Origin of the sequence: Virgibacillus aidingensis (genome assembly GCF_010994035.1) — a bacterium.
GTDB lineage: Bacteria > Bacillota > Bacilli > Bacillales > Amphibacillaceae > Virgibacillus_N.
In genome coordinates this window covers 107,234-124,764 of the sequence record NZ_WIXN01000002.1, presented here as the reverse complement: position 1 = coordinate 124,764, position 17,531 = coordinate 107,234, and the positions used below count along the sequence as shown (strand labels likewise).

The following is a 17,531-nucleotide window of genomic DNA, read 5'->3' as shown; positions in this document are numbered from 1 at the left end:
GTGAATTTTTGGGCTGGGTTACGAAAATGGACTGCCATTCATTTAAAGTCGTTTATTTGGTATTTTTTCCAAATTTACTGGGGGATGTTGTTTACGTATAATTTTATGTGCTTAAAAAGGTGCAACAGGGCTTATCAAAATATATGCCTTTTTAAATTTTGGAGGAGGTTCTGAATTGAAAAATGCAAAGTTTATTGTTTTAACGCTTTTCTTATCCATTTCTATGCTGCTGGCTGCCTGCGGCGGAGAAGACGATACACAGGATAACGATGGTGATAACGGTGATACGAATGGAGATGCTACAGAAGAAACAGTGAATTATAGTGAAGAAGTAGATTATACGATCATTGGCATTGAGCCAGGTGCAGGAGCAACAGGGCTTACAAATACGGCCTTGGAGGAATATGAAAACCTGGCGGGCTGGGAACAAGTGGAAGGTTCCACTGCAGGAATGCTAACGGAGCTGGATGAGGCAATCCGTAATGAAGAACCAATTATTGTCGTGGGCTGGAATCCCCATTATATGTTTGCTCAGCATGAGCTGAAATACTTAGATGATCCAAAAGGCTCCTATGGTGAAGAGGAACAGATACACACCATCGCAAGGATGGGCCTGGAAGAGGACATGCCTGAAGCTTATGAAATACTTGATCGTTTCTACTGGGAAGTAGAAGATATGGAAGGAGTCATGCTTGAAGCGCTGGATTCATCTGTTGAAGAAGCAGCAAGTACTTGGGTAGAAGAGAATCAGGACTTGGTAAGTGAATGGACTGAGGGAACAGAGCCTGTAGATGGGGAAACAATTGAACTGGTAATCACCCCTTGGGATTCAGAGCGTGCTTCTGGTGAAGTAATAAAACTTGTATTGGAAGAACAAGGATATGAGGTAACAATTACACCTGTTGACCCTGCAATAGTCTTCCAGGCCATTGCCAACGGTGAAGCGGACGCGTCGCTCGCACCATGGCTGCCTATTACACACGGTGCTTTTGCTGAAGAATATCAGGATGACTATATTGATTTGGGTCCAAACTTAGATGGTACCATCATTGGCTTGACTGTACCTGAATATATGGATATTGATTCCATTGAAGATTTAGAACCGAATAATTAATGATAGAAGGACAGATCCCCTCAAGTGCACAGAGGTGTTCAAGGGACCTGTCCTTTTTAATATCGGGTAATTTATAGAAAAGGATGCTGCCGGCCTGGTTTTTATCATTATTCAAAAGTCACTTCAGCTTCCCCAATTCCGCTGAAAACGGCTTTATACGTCCCTTTCTTCACTTTTATCGGGGAAATGAATGTCCCGGAAGATATCACCATTCCTTTTTTTAGTGTCTTGTTTCGCCCGGCAAGTTTATTCACAAGCCAGGCAACGGCAGAAACCGGGTTTTCCAGAACAGCCGCTCCTGATCCTTCCCCCTGTTTTTCTCCGTTGTGAAAAAGCTGCATCATTACTTCCGGCAAGTCGTCTCTGTTCGGGACATCCACCGGTTCACCCATAACAACCTTTCCGGTTACGGCATTATCACAAATTAGGTCCACCAGTGAGAAATTCGGGAACCAATCTTCATAACGGGAATCGGGAATCTCCAATCCCGGTGCAATTTTGCTTTTTGCTAAAATTTCTTCTTCATCTGCTTCTGATGACAGGTCATCTGTGAGTACAAACATCAATTCCGGCTCAGCGAGCGGGGCATTCATTTCTTCCAAATTCAGCCGTGCCTTCGTTTTTATCATGCTGGATGTCGTTAATGTTCCGTATGCGGGTTCGTTGGTATCGGCAAGTGCTTGTGTTTCCGGGCTGGTCATGCTGATTTTATAGCCGGAGATCTCCTCCCCGTATTCCGCGCACTTTTTTCTGACAAATGCCTCCTGCACTTCATAGGAGGCAGCTTCATCAAGAGAATAGGCATTTCGTATAAAATCAATTGGTTTTCTTGTTTTGTAGGAAGTCATCAGGTTTTCGGTAATTTCCTCGATTTCTTTTGACATTACAATCATCCTTCCATACTTTTAATAACAGCATAGGGGATATGAACACGACTGTAAAATAATTGAAATTCGGCTAAGATAAACAAGTTCAGTCTTTCACTATTTCCCGCTTTATCGTATAATTGATTCATATAATACAAAATGGGGACAAACAGAGAATTACTCTGCCGCACAGGAGTGTACAAGATGCTGAAAACGATTACGGTAAATAAATTAGTGAAGGAATTTAAGCTGGAAGTGCTGGCTGGGAAAGAAAAGCTGGATCAGGAAATTACAAAGCCGCATACCCATCGGCCGGGCCTTGAGTTTATTGGCTATTTTGAATTTTTCCCGATGGAACGGGTACAAATACTCGGAAAAAAAGAAATTACGTATTTGCAGCAGCTGAATGAAGCTGAAAGACGGAAGCGGATCGGAAACATCGTTAATTACCATCCCCCCTGTTTTATTGTAACGGCAGGGCAAAGCGGTTTAACCTATTTAAAGCTATTTTGCGCCGAAGAAAACATTCCGCTTTTGCGTACAACAGAAGACACGAGTGATTTTATTGCAAAAGCCGATGCATATTTGACACGGGTCATGGCCCCGGAAATTGCAATTCATGGTGTTTGCATTAATGTTTTCGGGATTGGTATTTTGCTGCGCGGGGAATCCGGTGTCGGAAAAAGTGAAATTGCTCATACATTAATCGGAAGAGGCCACCGTCTGGTTGCTGATGATATAGTGGTGCTGAAAAAGTTAAGCCACCGGACTATCCTCGGTACCCATAATGAGAAAAATAAAGAATTCCTGGCATTGCGCAGTATAGGCCTTCTGAATGTAGTACGCGTCTATGGAAGAAAAGCTTTTCAGGAAGAAACAAGAATTACCCTCGATATTAAACTGACAAAGTGGGAGAAGGATTCTTTGAATAACGAACTTGAGGTGGAAGAGGAAACAACAGATTATTTGGATGTGCCCGTTCCCCATATTGAAATTCAGCTGCAGCCGGGACGTGATGTGGCCGGACTGATTGAAGCCGCAGCAAATAACTGGTATCTGCAGCAGCAGGGCTACAGTGCGGCGGAAGATTTTCTAAGCCGGATTGAAGAAAATGATTCATAGTTTCCGTGCAGGGAAGAATACGCTTTAGCAGTTGAAGGGAGGTTTTCGATGCCTGAATGTAAAAACTGCGGGAGAAAATGGAAATGGAGCGAAGCAATAAAGCGGATATTTTCACTGGGCACAGCTATTATATGCCCCTATTGTGAGGAAAAACAGTACCTGACAAATCAATCAAGACGAAAAATGGGTATCCTGCATATGCTTTTGCCACTTTTGCTATTGCTTCCGCTTATATTGAATATATCCTTTGCAGTGGGATTCACCATATTTGCAATAGCTGCCCTTGTAATTTTCTCAATGTATCCTTTCATTATGGAGCTGACAAACGAGGACGAAATACCGTTTGGGAAAGAATAAAATTCCGTATCATCATGATGACGATACGGAATTTATCTTTATAAATCCGGAAATATAATTTTCGCAGGGAAGATCTGTGAGTTCTTTGCATGATGAGATAACGAACGAGCAAAAATATTTCCCATTCGTTGACTGTTCAGGCGAATGAGTCAACGAACGGGCGAGGATGTCTCTCATTCGTTGGTTGATCAGGCGAATGAGTCAACGAACGGGCAAGTATGTCTCTCATTCGTTGGTTGATCAGGCGAATGAGTCAACGAACGGTTAGGAATGTCTCCCATTCATTGACTGATCAGCCGATTGAAACTCACCATATAAAAGCTTTTTCTCCTGTCAGGAGAAAAAGTTTTATTTAGTCTCGTTATTTACGATTTCAAGTGCTTCATTAAATTCACGGTCAATTTCAGGATTCGGTTTGTATGTCATATTACTTACGACTATACCTACAATGAGACAAAGCAGGAATCCCGGCACGATTTCATAGAGGTAGCCGGAAAGATTGGAGCTTCCCCAGACAAATACGGTTACTGCACCAACAATCATCCCCCATAATGCACCTTGGCCAGTAAATTTTTTCCAGTAAAGTGCTAATAAAATTACCGGGCCGAACGCGGCTCCGAATCCCGCCCAAGCAAAGGATACAAGGCCGAGAATTGTATCATTTTGCTGCCATGCAAAAATCAAGGCAATGATAGAAACGGCTAAAACTGCAATACGGCTCAGGCTTACAAGCTGCTTTTGTGATGCATCTGTTCGCAATACAGCTTTGTAGATATCCTCTACCAGGGCAGATGCCGTGACAAGCAGCTGAGAAGAAACTGTACTCATGATGGCTGCCAGTACTGCAGCAAGCATAAGTCCTGCAATAAACGGATGGAAGAAGACTTGCCCTAATGCGATAAAGACAGCTTCTGGATCTGTTAGTGTGACATCAGGATTTTGCGTGAAGTAAGCAACCCCGACCAATGCAGTTGCAACTGCACCTAATAAAGAAAGCAGCATCCAGCCAATACCTATCCTTCTTGCATTTTTCGTTTCCTTGACAGAAGATATAGCCATAAATCGGATAATAATATGCGGCTGTCCAAAATATCCAAGACCCCAAGCCAGAGAAGAAATAATTCCGCTTGCTGTTGCAGTTGCAAACAGACTCATTAAAGCAGGGTCCACTGACTGGATAGTACTTGTTGTTTCACCAAATCCGCCGGTAGCAAATACTCCGATAATCGGAACCAAAAGCAGTGCCAGGAACATCATAGTTCCCTGTACGACATCAGTGAAACTGACGGCAAGAAATCCGCCAATAAAAGTATAAGTAATCGTTACCAATGCTACGATAATAAGGCCGGTATGATAACTGTAATCGAAAGAACTTTGGAAGAAAATACCGCCTGCCACCATGCCGGATGAGACGTAAAAGGTAAAATACACCAAAATAATAATACCCGAAACAATCCTTAGTATTTTTGAATTGTTTTTAAAACGGCTGTCCAGGAAGCTTGGAATTGTAATGGAATTATTGGAAACCTCGGTATAAGCCCGGAGTCTGGGTGCGACAAATATCCAGTTCAGCCATGCCCCGATAAGCAAGCCGATCGCAATCCATGCTTCTACTAAACCGGATACATAAATAGCACCTGGAAGTCCCATTAATAACCACTGGGACATATCCGAAGCCCCCGCACTCAGTGCAGACGTTAACGAATTCAGTTTTCGTCCGCCAAGCATGTAGTCGTCCAGATTAGTTGTTCTTTTATATCCATAGAGCCCAATCCCGATCATACCAAGCAAATAAAGAATAATCGCTATAAGTTGAAACGTGGTATCCATCTTTCTTTTCCCCCTTTTTATTAATATATTCCTCGTGCTGTACATCAAGTTGTTTTAATATCTTCAGGGTCGGCAGTACATTGTCGGCATAAGAAAATGGAAGCAGGAATTTTGTACATGTTGGATGGAGGATATGGGCAGGAAAGATTCATGTTGAAGTTTCCTGCTGTTCAAAAAATTAAAGATAAAAAGTTCATTTGAGAAACATCATTGCATTTCCGCCATCAGTCTTTGTTTTTTTTCTTATTTCTTCTCCACAGTGCAAACAATCCGATTGCGGCTGCCCCAGCAACGATTGGTGTTTTTTTCAATTTATTGTCTTCTGTATAAAATGTATCCTTCATCACCAGCTGCAAGTTTTGTGGTCTTTCCGCCAGCCTGCGCATGAAGTACCCAAACCAGTCATTGCCGAATGGGATATACGTACAGAAGTTATAACCTTCTTCAGCAAGCCCATGCTGCATTTCCACCCGGAAACCGTAAAGCATTTGAAATTCAAAGTTATCCTTTGGCACATTATTTTCTTTGACGAATTTCTTTAGCCTGTTGATAATATGATGGTCATGGGTTGCAATTGATGTAAAAGTGTCTCCCAGCAGCCTGGTCTCACAAGCTTTGATGAAATTGGCATCAATATCTTCTTTTGATTGAAAAGCTACCTCTTCACTTTCTTTGTAAGCACCTTTCACTAAGCGGAGCCGTACATCCTTTAAATCTTCCAGATCATCCATTGTCCGGTATAAATACGATTGCATCACCGTTCCAACATTGCTGAAGTCTTTTCGTAATATGGCCAGCACATCTAAAGTTTTTTGATAGTGTTCGTACTTTTCCATATCAATATTTACGAATATATCGTAGTTTGCCGCAGCAGATAAAATTTCTGACATGTTACTGATGCAAAAGTTCTGGTCAATGTCCAAACCAAGCTGGGTCATCTTTACGGAAACATGGCAATCAAGATTTTCCTCATGTATCTTTTCAATCATTTCCAAAATGTCATCTTTTGCCTGGGTTGCCTCTGATTCTTCAAATACGAATTCCCCGAGGTTATCCAGTGTACAGCTGATCCCTTTGTTGTTAAGTTCTTTCACTACACTGACCACACTGTCAATATCAGTTCCTGCTACAAATTTATCTGCCCCGAGACGAAAACCCCACTTCTTGGCATTTGTATTTAAAAATTGATTATTTGATAATGCGATAAAAAAATCTCTGGTTAAGTTTGCCATTGTTGCAGCTCCTTTATTATATGCAGGGCTGGGACAAAAAATTTAATAAACAGAAATCCGAGCATCCTTAAACGTGCAATTAAAATCTGCTCCGGAAATATACCTCGCTTCCAATCAAACTCCCTTTGGCCGTTTTTCCGGGGGAGGCTTTGGCGCGGGCGGATGTGCAATGCCTTCCTGTGCTGCCTTTCAGCAAGGAAAGGTTGCTGTCTTGTCTTTAGAGATCTCGTGATGCTTTGCGCCCGCTGGAGTCTGTGTATATTTCCGGAGCTAATACGTGTTAGTTTGTTCGTCTTCTCAGCACTTATTCAGTGTTCTGTCCCAACCCTTATTAAAAATTAAAATGCTTCTGTTACTGTTTTTGCGTTTAAGAAGTGATGCAGATAATCAGGACCTCCGGCTTTTGAATCAGTACCGGACATTTTGAATCCGCCAAATGGCTGGTAACCGACAATGGCTGCTGTACAGCCGCGGTTGAAGTACAGGTTCCCTACCTGGAATTCCGTGCGTGCGCGATTCAAATGTTCACGGTTATCGGAAATCACCGCACCTGTCAGCCCATATTCTGTATTATTTGCAATTTCCAGTAATTCATCAAAATCATTGGCTTTGGCAAATCCTACAACAGGTCCAAAGATCTCTTCCTGCATAATTCTGCCTTCAGGATCCATATCCTTGAAGATTGTCGGGTAAACAAAGAAGCCTTTGGAGTCGTCAGTTTTTCCGCCGTAAGCGAGCTCTCCTTCTTGTTTGCCGACTTCAATATAGTCTTTAATTTTGTCAAATTGCTTCCGGTTTACAACCGCGCCCATATACACATTTTCTTCGGCAGGGTTGCCGACAGTCAGCTCTTTCGTAAGCTCAATGGATTTCTCCAGTACTTCATCGTATACATCTTTATGGACAATGGCTCTGGAGCAGGCGGAACACTTTTGTCCTGAAAAACCAAATGCAGAGTCCACAATGGATTGTGCTGCCAAATCAAGATCAGCTTCTTTGTCAACGATAATCGTATCTTTACCGCCCATTTCCGCTACAACTGTTTTCAATTGCTGCTGTCCTTCATGGACTTTGGCTGCACGCTCATAAATTCGTGTACCTGTTGCGCGGGACCCAGTAAAGTTGATAAAGTGTGTATCTATGTGGTCCACCAGGTAATCACCGATTTCTGCAGGATCGCCAGGCACAAAGTTCAATACACCTTTAGGAAGACCGGCTTCTTCCAGTACTTCCACAAGTTTATAAGCAATCACCGGTGTATTTTCCGATGGTTTCATGAGTACCGTATTTCCTGCTACTATCGGAGCAACCGTTGTTCCAGCCACGATAGCAAACGCAAAGTTCCATGGCGGAATAACCACACCCGGCCCCATTGCCTGATACGTGTAGGCATTATGCTCGTTTACACGGTGGTTCAGTTCTTTTCCTTCACCAAGTTCAATCATCTGGCGGGCGTAATACTCCAGAAAATCAATTCCTTCTGCTGTATCACCGTCTGCCTGGTTCCATGGTTTGCCTGCATCATAAGCCAGCCATGCCGAAAACTCATGTTTGCGGCGGCGGATTTTAGCAGCAGCACGGAACAGAATATCTGCCCGCTCTTTTGGCGACCAGGTGCTCCATGTTTTAAATGCTTCCTTCGCACTTTCCATTGCCTGCTCAATATGCTCTTTTGTCGCTTTGGATACTTTACCTACTACTTCATCTTTGTTCCCGGGGTTATAGGAAGTCAGTTTATCATCCGTAAAGATTTTTTCTCCGTTTATAACTATTGGATATTCTTGCCCCAGCTCACCCTTCACTTTGTTCAGTGCGGCTTCGAATTCCTTCTTGTTGACTTCATCATTAAAATCCGTAAACGGTTCATGCTTAAATGGTAAAACCACAAGAAAACCTCCTTCAATGTATTTACAGCTATCTCCAAGGATAACCATCTATCATTCTATCAAACATGCAAAAACCATGCCAAGTTTTATGAATTTCTTCAGAAAGCTTAGCGTAATCGTTTTCAAATAAATTTTTATCATAGCCATATTATCCTAAGATCGTGCAAAGTATGTACAGTTGTTTTACAGAAGTGTATACTTAATTTACATATAAGTTTACACTTGGGAGGTGTAAATATGTCCAATGAACTATACTACTTAAATGCCATTTTGAAAATGGAGGATGATGCCATTACCATTGTCAATAAAGAAAAGGAAGTGATTTTTTGGAATGAGGCAGCAGTCAGAACATATAACATTACGCAGGAAGAGATACTTCATAAACAGATCACTGATTACTTTTACACCGAAGATCTTGTTGTACTGCAGGTGCTAAAATCCCGGGAAGAAGTATGGAATGAGTACCACCGTCCAAGAGAGGACAAACATGTAGTCATTAATGCAGTGCCGATTTACAATGAAGAAAAGGAACTGGTTGCAGCGGTTTCCATTGAGCGGGACATCACACAGATTGTAAAGTTAAATGCCAATCTGGAGAGTACTTCTGCGGAGTTAAATGAGCTGCGTCAAAAGGTGAACTTAAATAATGAAGAAAATCCATTTGTAAATTTAAGGGGAAAGAGCAGCATCCTGAAACAAACAATTCAAATGGCGAGAAAAGCTGCAAAAACAAATGCAACGACATTAATTCTCGGGGAAAGCGGCACAGGTAAGGAAATCTGCGCCCGTGCCATTCACGACGCAAGCGGCCGCAACGATGGGCCGTTCATTCCGGTTAACTGTGGTGCTATTCCTCAGGCATTATTCGAAAGTGAATTATTTGGTTACGAGGGCGGTACATTTACCGGTGCAGAGAAGAATGGGAAGGCAGGTAAGCTGGAGCTAGCCGATGGGGGGACCCTGTTTCTGGATGAGGTAGGAGAGCTGCCGCTGGAGATGCAGGTTAAACTTCTCCGTGTCCTGCAGGAAGAAACGCTGTATCGGGTTGGTGATTCAAAGGGAAGAAAAATCGATGTTCGTTTTGTTGCTGCGACAAATCAGAATTTAAAACAATTAATGGAGCAAAAACAGTTTCGCTCCGATTTATATTATCGCCTGAATGTAATTCAATTGACAATGCCTCCATTGCGTCACCGAATAGAGGATATTCCGGAATTGACACAAGTATTTTTGAAGCAGTTTGCGTTAAGGTATCAGGTGCCTTTACCGGAAATAGAACAAAATGCAATGGAGCTTTTGCTGGAATATGATTGGCCCGGCAATGTAAGGGAACTTCGTAACTTTATGGAACGGATCATTATTTTGTCGGAAAAACCATTTATTACGAGGAAGGATATGCTGACGTTTTTCCCGAATGCCGGGTGGAAGGAAGAAAGGGCGGCCCTATCTTCAGAAAACCGTTTCCCGCTGCTTCCGGAAGAAAAAGAAAATCTGGAAAGGCAGCAAATAGAAGAAATGCTGAAAAAAACAAACGGCAACAAATCGCTTACAGCCAAAAAGCTTGGCATCTCACGGATGACTCTATATAACAAACTGCGGAAATATGAGTTATAAATGAATTGGACTTCCCCTTGCGTTTGAAGATATAGTTATGAAATGCCAGCAAGCGGATCGGCCGGGGGGCGGAGAAAAGAAAGCGGATTTATCATTCAGTGATGGTTGTTTTTGGACAAACTGTGGTGTGGTCTTCTTATGTTATTGTGATAAATCCATGGAGCCAGAGCTTCCTTATCAAAATAAAACGATGGCATAACTGGGGTTTCAGCAGGGAGCTGCGTTTTTGACAGCTCCTTATTCAGTTATTTTTGTCTGATCCGCTGGGTAAATAAGAAGGCGGATTTTTAATCCAGCCGCGTTTTCGCATAACTGTTTTCAATTTGAAGCCGAATTGCGCCTTTTCTCCCAAAAATGATAACCAAAGCAACCCCATATCGGACCGGATGGACTGGTTCATATTGGTGGCGCACAATGTTGTGTTGGAAACAATTTTAACGGAAATGAAATTTGCTATCTCATAATCGGTCATCTTTACACCAGGCGGGATAGATGCGGAATCGGATTTTGGCTTTGGTTCAGAAGACATGCCCAAAGGGATGCCTTCATTTATCATAAACTTTTCCAGTTTATCTAGTTGGGATTGCCCAAGCTTTTTTGATTCCTGGATGAGCTCTATTAGATCCCTGTCCTTGGTGGTGTTCAATGCAATATCGAGTCCTGGCACTTCCTCATGCAGAGCGGAAAGATACAGCCAGCAGCCAAAAGCTTCTCCAATATGGAGAGGCGGCTTATCTTCGCCATCCACCGTGTTTTTTATAAAATCTGTAATGTTTTCAAAAATATTCGTCACTCGTAACACCTCTAACATACATTTAAGTGCAAGTTCAAAAGGGATGAAAAGGAACGGGAAATCTGAAGTGTCATTTTCACCGGCCGCTTTGAACATCTTCTTTTATATTAATTTCTCCATCCTTTACAATATTATGCCATTCATTAGAGGATATTTTCTTTATAAATAGAAAAATGTCTATTCATTCTGCTCATACTAGTTTATTATAGGTATACGGGAATTTTTAACTAAACGAAGATAGGGAAGATAAAAGAAATGGAATATATGGAAGAAGAAAATGTTTCGCGCCTATATATAGATGGCAAAAAAATAATATTAATAGGAACAGCGCATGTTTCCAAGCATAGTGCTGAAGAAGTGAAGCGGGTGATCGACCTGGAAAAACCGGATGCAGTCTGTGTGGAGCTGGATGAACAGAGGTACCAGTCGATCAAAGATGACAGCCGGTGGAAGAATATGGATATATTCAAGGTCATTAAAGAAAAGAAAGCGACACTTTTATTAATGAACCTGGCTATTTCTTCCTTTCAAAAGCGGATGGCCAAACAATTTGGAATCAGTCCGGGCCAGGAAATGATACAAGGTATTGAATCTGCTGAAGAACATGGTGCTGCTCTCGTATTGGCTGACCGAAATATACAAATTACGTTTTCACGCATTTGGGGCAACCTTGGTATGAAAGGGAAAGCTATTCTGCTGATGCAGGTGGTTGGAAGTATTTTCAGCAAAGAAACCATTTCTGAAGAGGAATTGGAAAAAATGAAGAAGCAGGATACGATTAATTCGGTACTGAATGAGTTTACAGAGCATTTTCCGCGATTAAAAAAACCGTTAATTGATGAGCGTGATCAATATTTAGCCCAAAAAATTAAAAAGGCCCCGGGAGATAAGGTAGTTGCAGTCCTTGGAGCAGCCCATGTCCCAGGGATCAAAGAGGAAATTAGAAAAGAAAACGATTTAAAACGGCTGACGAAAGTTCCGCCGAAATCAAAGTGGCCGAAAGTCATTGGCTGGTCCATACCGGTAGTTATATTGGCGATTATTGCTTATACGTTCTATGCGAATCCATCCGCAGGGCTGCAGCAGGCAATCAGCTGGCTTTTATGGAATGGTTCTTTATCTGCTGTTGGTGCAGCTGTTGCATGGGCGCATCCGCTGGCGATTCTTACTGCCTTCATCGCTGCCCCGTTTACATCATTAAATCCATTGCTGGCTTCAGGCTGGTTTGCAGGAATTGTACAGGCCTATATAAAGAAACCGTATGTCAGTGATTTTGAAAGTTTGTCGGATGATGTGCAGAGTGTAAAAGGTTTTTGGCAAAACAAAGTTACAAGGATTTTGCTTGTTGTTATTTTAGCGAACCTTGGCAGTTCGCTTGGAACATTGGTCGGGGGCGCAGACGTAATTCGGATCTTTATTCAGAATCTGTAAATATGAACTGAAAGACTGCTGATGTGTGATTCAGCAGTCTTTTTGTGTTGTCTGCTTATTTTTGGGGGCGCGGATTTCTGGCTTAAATTTCCATATTATGCTAGTCTGATTCATATTATCCAGTTTTTGAGTGAATTGTTATTGACCTGTTTTGTGGAGAAATCCATGCAATAACTGCAAAAGCCACATGAACCCTCACTTAAAAAAGAGACGTGATTTGTATGACAAAACAAGTAGAATTAGGCAAGTCCTGGTTAAAGGTGAACCCGATTGGTCTGGGAACAAACGCTGTTGGAGGGCATAATCTATATCCCGATACAGACGAAGAAGCAGGAAAAGAACTTGTAAGAACTGCAATCGATCATGGGGTAAACTTTCTTGATACAGCCTATTTATATGGCCAGGGACGTTCAGAGGAACTAATTGGCGAAGTCGTAAAGAGCAGCGGGAAACGAGCCGATTTGGTCATTGCCTCAAAAGTATCCCCGGTATTTACAGACGACGGCATGAAAAATAATAACTCCCCGGATTTTTTGAAACAGGAAGTGGATAAAAGTCTGAAGCGGCTGCAGACAGATTATGTGGATCTTATGTATATCCATTATCCGGATGAAAAAACCCCTGAAGCGGAAGCAGTCGGCTCATTAAAAGAATTGAAGGATGAAGGGAAAATCCGCGCGATTGGTGTCTCCAATTTCTCGCCGGATCAATTAAAGCGGGCGAATCAGGATGGTTATGTTGATGTGTATCAGGGCGAATATAATCTGCTGAACCGGGAAGCGGAAAACACCCTGTTTCCGTATGTTACGGAGCAAAATATTTCGTTTATTCCATTTTTCCCGCTGGCATCCGGCCTTTTGGCAGGAAAATATGATAAAAATGCGCAGTTCAATGATTTCCGGGCAAACTCCCCATACTTCCAGAAAGGTGTCTATGAACAAAACCTGGCAAAGGTAGAGCAGCTTCGGAAAATTGCGAATGGCAAAAATGCATCTGCAGCGCATGTTGTGCTTGCATGGTATTTGACCAGAGATGCGATCGACGCCGTTATTCCTGGTGCCAAACGGGGCCAACAGGTGCTTGATAACCTGAACACGCTGGATGTACAATTAACGGCTCAGGAAGTTCAGGATATTGACCGTATTTTTGAGTAAGTGAATAAAAAAACTGAAGAAAGTGTGCAGACCTTATATGTTTATCAAGGATGCACGCTTTCTGTTTTCTGAAAGTCAAGATGCGGGATAATATGTATGTTTTTTGAAATTAAAGAAAATGTTAAAGAATGATGCTATAATTATTGTTAAGGAAAAGGGTGCTGCAGCTGTTTAAAATAAAGAGAGGAAGATCAAATTGGCTGCGAAGGTTTTATTTAATCCGATATTTGCTTTCATACTCTTTACAGCAGGGATGTGTCTGGGGAGTATGTTCGATCCATTATACGGATTAATTACGATTTTGGGAGGCTGCCTTCTGGGATTTTCTCCATTACGCCGGGAGGTCAGGGCAATGGATAGAAAAACCAAAATATTATTATATACATCGTTAATTTTTCTGCTGTCGCTCATGGCATCTGGGTATGTATTAATCAGCATGTTTTTCCTTTGAGTAAAAATCTCACAAAATATAGCAGAAAGTTGTATGTTTGCAAATTATTTTACTCCCGTCTAAATCCAAGCATCTACACAGTTTACTAATTCATTACTTTTTATAATTCATTGACTGCAGGCCATCCCAGCTGATATTGCATATCGCCGTTTATTTTGTATTTTCTGCTGGTTGCGTAATTTTGTCTGAGTTGAAGATTTAATTGAATGTTCAAGTTTCAATTATCATGAAAAATCCATATAACGCTCATCTTAACACCTTCCATTGTGAATATATGGGAATTTGCAGTATTATGGCTCTGCGGATTTGTACCCAGGAAGCTTGTCTTCTGCATTTTTTTCAAAAATTTCTTCTATAATAAACCTTAAAATATTTGCTGCGTTTTCTCCGCTGTGCTGTTTTACCACCTCTTGCTTATAAATGACTCGGCTTTCTTCTTTTATCCCGCAAAGTTGTGTTTCTATACTGTCAAACTCTGGAGAAAACGATTCTTGCGTAAAAGAATTCTCATAGCATTACAGTTCCGGTGCTGCCTGCTCTGCGGGATTTCACATCGCAGCAGACCCGGGTTGTATATTAAATGCCCGCTCCGCCTTAAAAGACGGGATTGTACTAAATCACGCCTTCCGTAAGACTTGTTCCGCTGTCCTATTATGCATTTGTCATACCTATTTTGCATATGATGGATAGAAACCGCGATCAGATGGAGGGTATGACATGGATATTTTAGAAAAAGTAAAGAGTCACCGTGAAGAAGAAAAGCGACTGAAGTGGGAAGGATCGTTCGCGGATTATTTAGAGATTGTCAAAGAAAGACCGGAAGTTGCCCAGACTGCGCATTCCCGGGTTTACAATATGATAAAAAGCTCAGGACTGACCGAGCGGGACGGGAAAAAGATGTATCACTTCTTTGGCGAAGAGATTTTCGGGCTGGAGGAAGCAATTGAAAAGCTGGTGGAGGAATATTTTCATCCCGCAGCAAAACGCCTGGACGTAAGGAAACGGATTTTACTGTTAATGGGTCCGGTGAGCGGTGGAAAGTCCACGATTGTGACGATGCTGAAGCGTGGCCTTGAACAATACTCGAGGACAGATGAAGGAGCAGTCTATGCGATCAAGGGCTGTCCGATGCATGAAGATCCGCTTCATCTCATTCCGGCTCATCTCCGGGCTGATTTTTATCAGGAATACGGCATTCGTATTGAAGGAAACCTTTCCCCGCTAAATACAATGCGGCTGGAGAAGGAGTATGGAGGCAAGATTGAAGATATGCCTGTGGAACGCATTTTTTTCAATGAAGATAAGCGGGTGGGGATCGGAACGTTTAGTCCGTCTGATCCAAAATCACAGGATATTGCCGATTTGACAGGGAGTATAGACTTTTCCACGATCAGTGAATTCGGCTCGGAATCAGATCCGCGTGCTTACCGGTTTGATGGAGAGCTGAATAAAGCAAACCGGGGGATGATGGAATTTCAAGAGATGCTGAAGTGCGATGAGAAATTTCTCTGGCACTTGCTTTCACTCACGCAGGAAGGCAATTTTAAAGCCGGTAGGTTTGCGCTCATCAGTGCAGATGAATTAATCGTGGCGCATTCAAACGAAGCAGAGTATCGTTCTTTTATTGCCAATAAAAAGAACGAGGCACTGCATTCACGGATTATTGTCATGCCGATACCATATAATTTGAAGGTAAGTGAGGAAGAGCGGATCTACAGAAAAATGATTAATGAAAGTGATATGGCAGATGTGCATATTGCTCCTCATGCATTAAGGGTGGCTGCTATTTTTTCCATTTTAACGAGACTGAAAGATTCCAAAAAGCAGGGGATCGATCTCGTAAAAAAAATGCGCCTGTATGACGGCGAAAGTGTGGAAGGGTTTAATCAGCTTGATATTGATGAATTAAGAAAGGAATTTCCCGTGGAAGGAATGGAAGGAATCGACCCGCGGTATGTCATCAACCGTATATCTTCTGCCATTATTCGTAAAGACGTCAAGTCGATTAATGCACTGGATGTGCTGCGTTCCTTAAAGGAAGGGCTGGATCAGCATCCTTCCATCACGGATGAGGATAAAGAAAATTATATGAACTATATTTCCGTAGCCCGGAAAGAGTACGACGAAATTGCCAAAAAAGAAGTGCAAAAAGCATTCGTTTATTCCTATGAAGAGTCTGCCAGAACATTAATGGATAATTACCTGGATAATGTGGAGGCATTTTGCAATAAAAATAAACTGAAGGACCCGCTGACAGGGGAAGAAATGAATCCGGATGAAAAGTTGATGCGCTCCATTGAAGAACAGATAGGAATTTCGGAAAATGCAAAACGGGCATTCAGGGAAGAAATTCTTATCCGTATTTCTGCTTATGCAAGAAAAGGAAAGCGGTTTGAATATAGTTCACATGAAAGATTAAGAGAAGCTATTCAGAAAAAACTGTTTGCCGACCTGAAAGATGTCGTCAAAATCACTACCTCCTCCAAAACACCGGATGAGTCACAGCTGAAAAAGATCAATGAAGTTATTGCCAGACTGGTAGATGAATATGGTTATAATTCTGTATCGGCGAATGAATTGCTGCGGTACGTTGGAAGTTTGCTGAATAGGTAAAAATATTATGGGACAGGGAGGAAAATTCCCGGTCCCCTTTTCCTGGCACGTTAATTAACTTTAAAATTTCAGCTGGGAATGCCAATTTTGGGCGACTAAAATTTTTCTATAAAACGATCGTACACGTTTCTATAGAGAATGCGGGGCGGTTCTCTCCTATTTTAACAATGCTGTCCTGCTCAATTAAAACTGCTGACCCCTTCATTGCCTGCACCTTCCCCCGAGGTTTTATTTTTGTCACCTAAATTATAAATCAGATCTTCTATGGTATTTATTTTATTGCGGTATAATTCACAAACAGTTTATATTAAGTTAAATAGTTTTTTTAACATTGAAAAACGACAAATTCTATCTTTAAGCTTTAACCCATTCAGCTTTTTGGTTTCCATTATTTCTTCGGCAGCATATTAAGGCTTCACCAAAAATAGTGATCCTTCCTTTGCATAACCAAGCTTTTGATAGTATTCATCTACATCAGATAAAACGAGTACCGTATAATCGGGATACGCTTCACAGACGCATTCCATTAACTGTCGTCCTATCCCTTTTCCGCGGGAGTTTTTATCAACGAGGAGGTCACATACATAAATATAGAATTCTCCATCTATAATGGAACGGGAAAAGCCGCATAATACATCATTTTCAAAAGCCACATAGACAACGGAACTTTCCAAAGTTCGCTTGAATTTTTGTATACCCTCTTCTCTAGTAAATTCTTCCCATTCTTCTCCTTCCGCTGACAATAACTGAAAAAGTGCTTCCTCATCACTTTGCTTGTATTTGCGAATGTGCATTTCATCGTACCTCCCTTAATTACATGATATGAAGAACTGCCTGCGTATCCATATTTTATCATACTATTATTTATCATTTATTAGCTTTATTATTTTCCTTGTCAAAATAGGCTGTATTTTCCCTTTATTCTTTCAGAAAAGTGCAATAGCAGTCCCTTTGCTGCATATAATAGAGAAAGGTGGCTGAGCAGTGTATAGCAGCAGATTTTCCTTTTATCTGCTGCCCGGCTTTTAAAAACACCTTTGTGAATTCGCAGATAGTTATAGAGGAGGA

General features: G+C 41.7%; 14 protein-coding genes. 7 read left to right on the top strand and 7 right to left on the bottom strand.

The window, feature by feature from the left end:
* Positions 1 to 175: 175 nt before the first annotated feature.
* Positions 176 to 1,114, top strand: a complete 939-nt coding sequence (locus tag GHD25_RS02500; protein ID WP_164214770.1) for a glycine betaine ABC transporter substrate-binding protein — start codon at positions 176 to 178, stop codon at positions 1,112 to 1,114.
* 107 nt (positions 1,115 to 1,221) lie between these two features.
* Here the strand turns inward: GHD25_RS02500 and GHD25_RS02495 are convergent, their stop codons facing one another.
* Together GHD25_RS02495 and GHD25_RS20125 are read right to left on the bottom strand one after the other, a co-directional pair.
* Complete coding sequence (locus GHD25_RS02495) at positions 1,222 to 1,998, bottom strand: 2-keto-4-pentenoate hydratase (RefSeq protein WP_164214769.1); 777 nt, start codon at positions 1,996 to 1,998, stop codon at positions 1,222 to 1,224.
* A gap of 5 nt (positions 1,999 to 2,003) precedes the next feature.
* Positions 2,004 to 2,129, bottom strand: a complete 126-nt coding sequence (locus GHD25_RS20125; protein WP_276207786.1) for a hypothetical protein — start codon at positions 2,127 to 2,129, stop codon at positions 2,004 to 2,006.
* A gap of 58 nt (positions 2,130 to 2,187) precedes the next feature.
* On the opposite strand from GHD25_RS20125, the gene hprK reads away from it, so the two are divergent.
* Complete coding sequence (gene hprK, locus GHD25_RS02490; RefSeq protein ID WP_164214893.1) at positions 2,188 to 3,102, top strand: HPr(Ser) kinase/phosphatase; 915 nt, start codon at positions 2,188 to 2,190, stop codon at positions 3,100 to 3,102.
* A gap of 48 nt (positions 3,103 to 3,150) precedes the next feature.
* On the top strand, positions 3,151 to 3,459 hold the full coding sequence (locus tag GHD25_RS02485) for a TIGR04104 family putative zinc finger protein (protein WP_164214768.1): 309 nt from the start codon (positions 3,151 to 3,153) through the stop codon (positions 3,457 to 3,459).
* A 348-nt stretch (positions 3,460 to 3,807) separates the two neighbouring features.
* Here the strand turns inward: GHD25_RS02485 and putP are convergent, their stop codons facing one another.
* From putP to pruA, 3 genes are all read right to left on the bottom strand, one after another.
* On the bottom strand, positions 3,808 to 5,289 hold the full coding sequence (gene putP / locus GHD25_RS02480) for a sodium/proline symporter PutP (RefSeq protein ID WP_164214767.1): 1,482 nt from the start codon (positions 5,287 to 5,289) through the stop codon (positions 3,808 to 3,810).
* Between the two features lie 224 nt (positions 5,290 to 5,513).
* The gene (locus GHD25_RS02475) at positions 5,514 to 6,521 is read right to left on the bottom strand and encodes a proline dehydrogenase family protein (protein ID WP_164214766.1); all 1,008 of its coding nucleotides are present in this window, start codon (positions 6,519 to 6,521) and stop codon (positions 5,514 to 5,516) included.
* A 338-nt stretch (positions 6,522 to 6,859) separates the two neighbouring features.
* Positions 6,860 to 8,407, bottom strand: a complete 1,548-nt coding sequence (gene pruA, locus GHD25_RS02470) for an L-glutamate gamma-semialdehyde dehydrogenase (protein ID WP_164214765.1) — start codon at positions 8,405 to 8,407, stop codon at positions 6,860 to 6,862.
* A gap of 237 nt (positions 8,408 to 8,644) precedes the next feature.
* Here pruA and GHD25_RS02465 point away from each other — a divergent pair, with 237 nt between their 5' ends.
* Complete coding sequence (locus GHD25_RS02465; RefSeq protein WP_164214764.1) at positions 8,645 to 10,021, top strand: sigma-54 interaction domain-containing protein; 1,377 nt, start codon at positions 8,645 to 8,647, stop codon at positions 10,019 to 10,021.
* Positions 10,022 to 10,262: 241 nt separating this feature from the next.
* On the opposite strand, the gene GHD25_RS02460 is transcribed toward GHD25_RS02465, so the two are convergent.
* Complete coding sequence (locus tag GHD25_RS02460) at positions 10,263 to 10,814, bottom strand: DUF3231 family protein (RefSeq protein WP_164214763.1); 552 nt, start codon at positions 10,812 to 10,814, stop codon at positions 10,263 to 10,265.
* A gap of 264 nt (positions 10,815 to 11,078) precedes the next feature.
* Here GHD25_RS02460 and GHD25_RS02455 point away from each other — a divergent pair, with 264 nt between their 5' ends.
* From GHD25_RS02455 to GHD25_RS02445, 3 genes are all read left to right on the top strand, one after another.
* Complete coding sequence (locus tag GHD25_RS02455; RefSeq protein WP_164214892.1) at positions 11,079 to 12,245, top strand: TraB/GumN family protein; 1,167 nt, start codon at positions 11,079 to 11,081, stop codon at positions 12,243 to 12,245.
* A gap of 221 nt (positions 12,246 to 12,466) precedes the next feature.
* Positions 12,467 to 13,399: an aldo/keto reductase gene (locus tag GHD25_RS02450; protein WP_164214762.1), complete on the top strand. Its 933-nt coding sequence runs from the start codon at positions 12,467 to 12,469 to the stop codon at positions 13,397 to 13,399.
* A gap of 1,168 nt (positions 13,400 to 14,567) precedes the next feature.
* Positions 14,568 to 16,463, top strand: coding sequence for a PrkA family serine protein kinase (locus tag GHD25_RS02445; RefSeq protein WP_164214761.1), 1,896 nt, complete (start codon positions 14,568 to 14,570; stop codon positions 16,461 to 16,463).
* A gap of 407 nt (positions 16,464 to 16,870) precedes the next feature.
* Here the strand turns inward: GHD25_RS02445 and GHD25_RS02440 are convergent, their stop codons facing one another.
* Positions 16,871 to 17,257: a GNAT family N-acetyltransferase gene (locus GHD25_RS02440; RefSeq protein WP_164214760.1), complete on the bottom strand. Its 387-nt coding sequence runs from the start codon at positions 17,255 to 17,257 to the stop codon at positions 16,871 to 16,873.
* Positions 17,258 to 17,531: the final 274 nt, after the last annotated feature.

What these genes read in the sequence shown, in the direction of transcription:
- GHD25_RS02495 (WP_164214769.1), bottom strand. Translation starts at nt 1,998, where the DNA reads ATGTCAAAAGAAATCGAGGAAATTACCGAAAACCTGATGACTTCCTAC.
- GHD25_RS20125 (WP_276207786.1), bottom strand. Translation starts at nt 2,129, where the DNA reads ATGAATCAATTATACGATAAAGCGGGAAATAGTGAAAGACTGAACTTG.
- GHD25_RS02485 (WP_164214768.1), top strand. Translation starts at nt 3,151, where the DNA reads ATGCCTGAATGTAAAAACTGCGGGAGAAAATGGAAATGGAGCGAAGCA.
- putP (WP_164214767.1), bottom strand. Translation starts at nt 5,289, where the DNA reads ATGGATACCACGTTTCAACTTATAGCGATTATTCTTTATTTGCTTGGT.
- GHD25_RS02475 (WP_164214766.1), bottom strand. Translation starts at nt 6,521, where the DNA reads ATGGCAAACTTAACCAGAGATTTTTTTATCGCATTATCAAATAATCAA.
- GHD25_RS02465 (WP_164214764.1), top strand. Translation starts at nt 8,645, where the DNA reads ATGTCCAATGAACTATACTACTTAAATGCCATTTTGAAAATGGAGGAT.
- GHD25_RS02455 (WP_164214892.1), top strand. Translation starts at nt 11,079, where the DNA reads ATGGAAGAAGAAAATGTTTCGCGCCTATATATAGATGGCAAAAAAATA.
- GHD25_RS02450 (WP_164214762.1), top strand. Translation starts at nt 12,467, where the DNA reads ATGACAAAACAAGTAGAATTAGGCAAGTCCTGGTTAAAGGTGAACCCG.
- GHD25_RS02445 (WP_164214761.1), top strand. Translation starts at nt 14,568, where the DNA reads ATGGATATTTTAGAAAAAGTAAAGAGTCACCGTGAAGAAGAAAAGCGA.
- GHD25_RS02440 (WP_164214760.1), bottom strand. Translation starts at nt 17,257, where the DNA reads ATGCACATTCGCAAATACAAGCAAAGTGATGAGGAAGCACTTTTTCAG.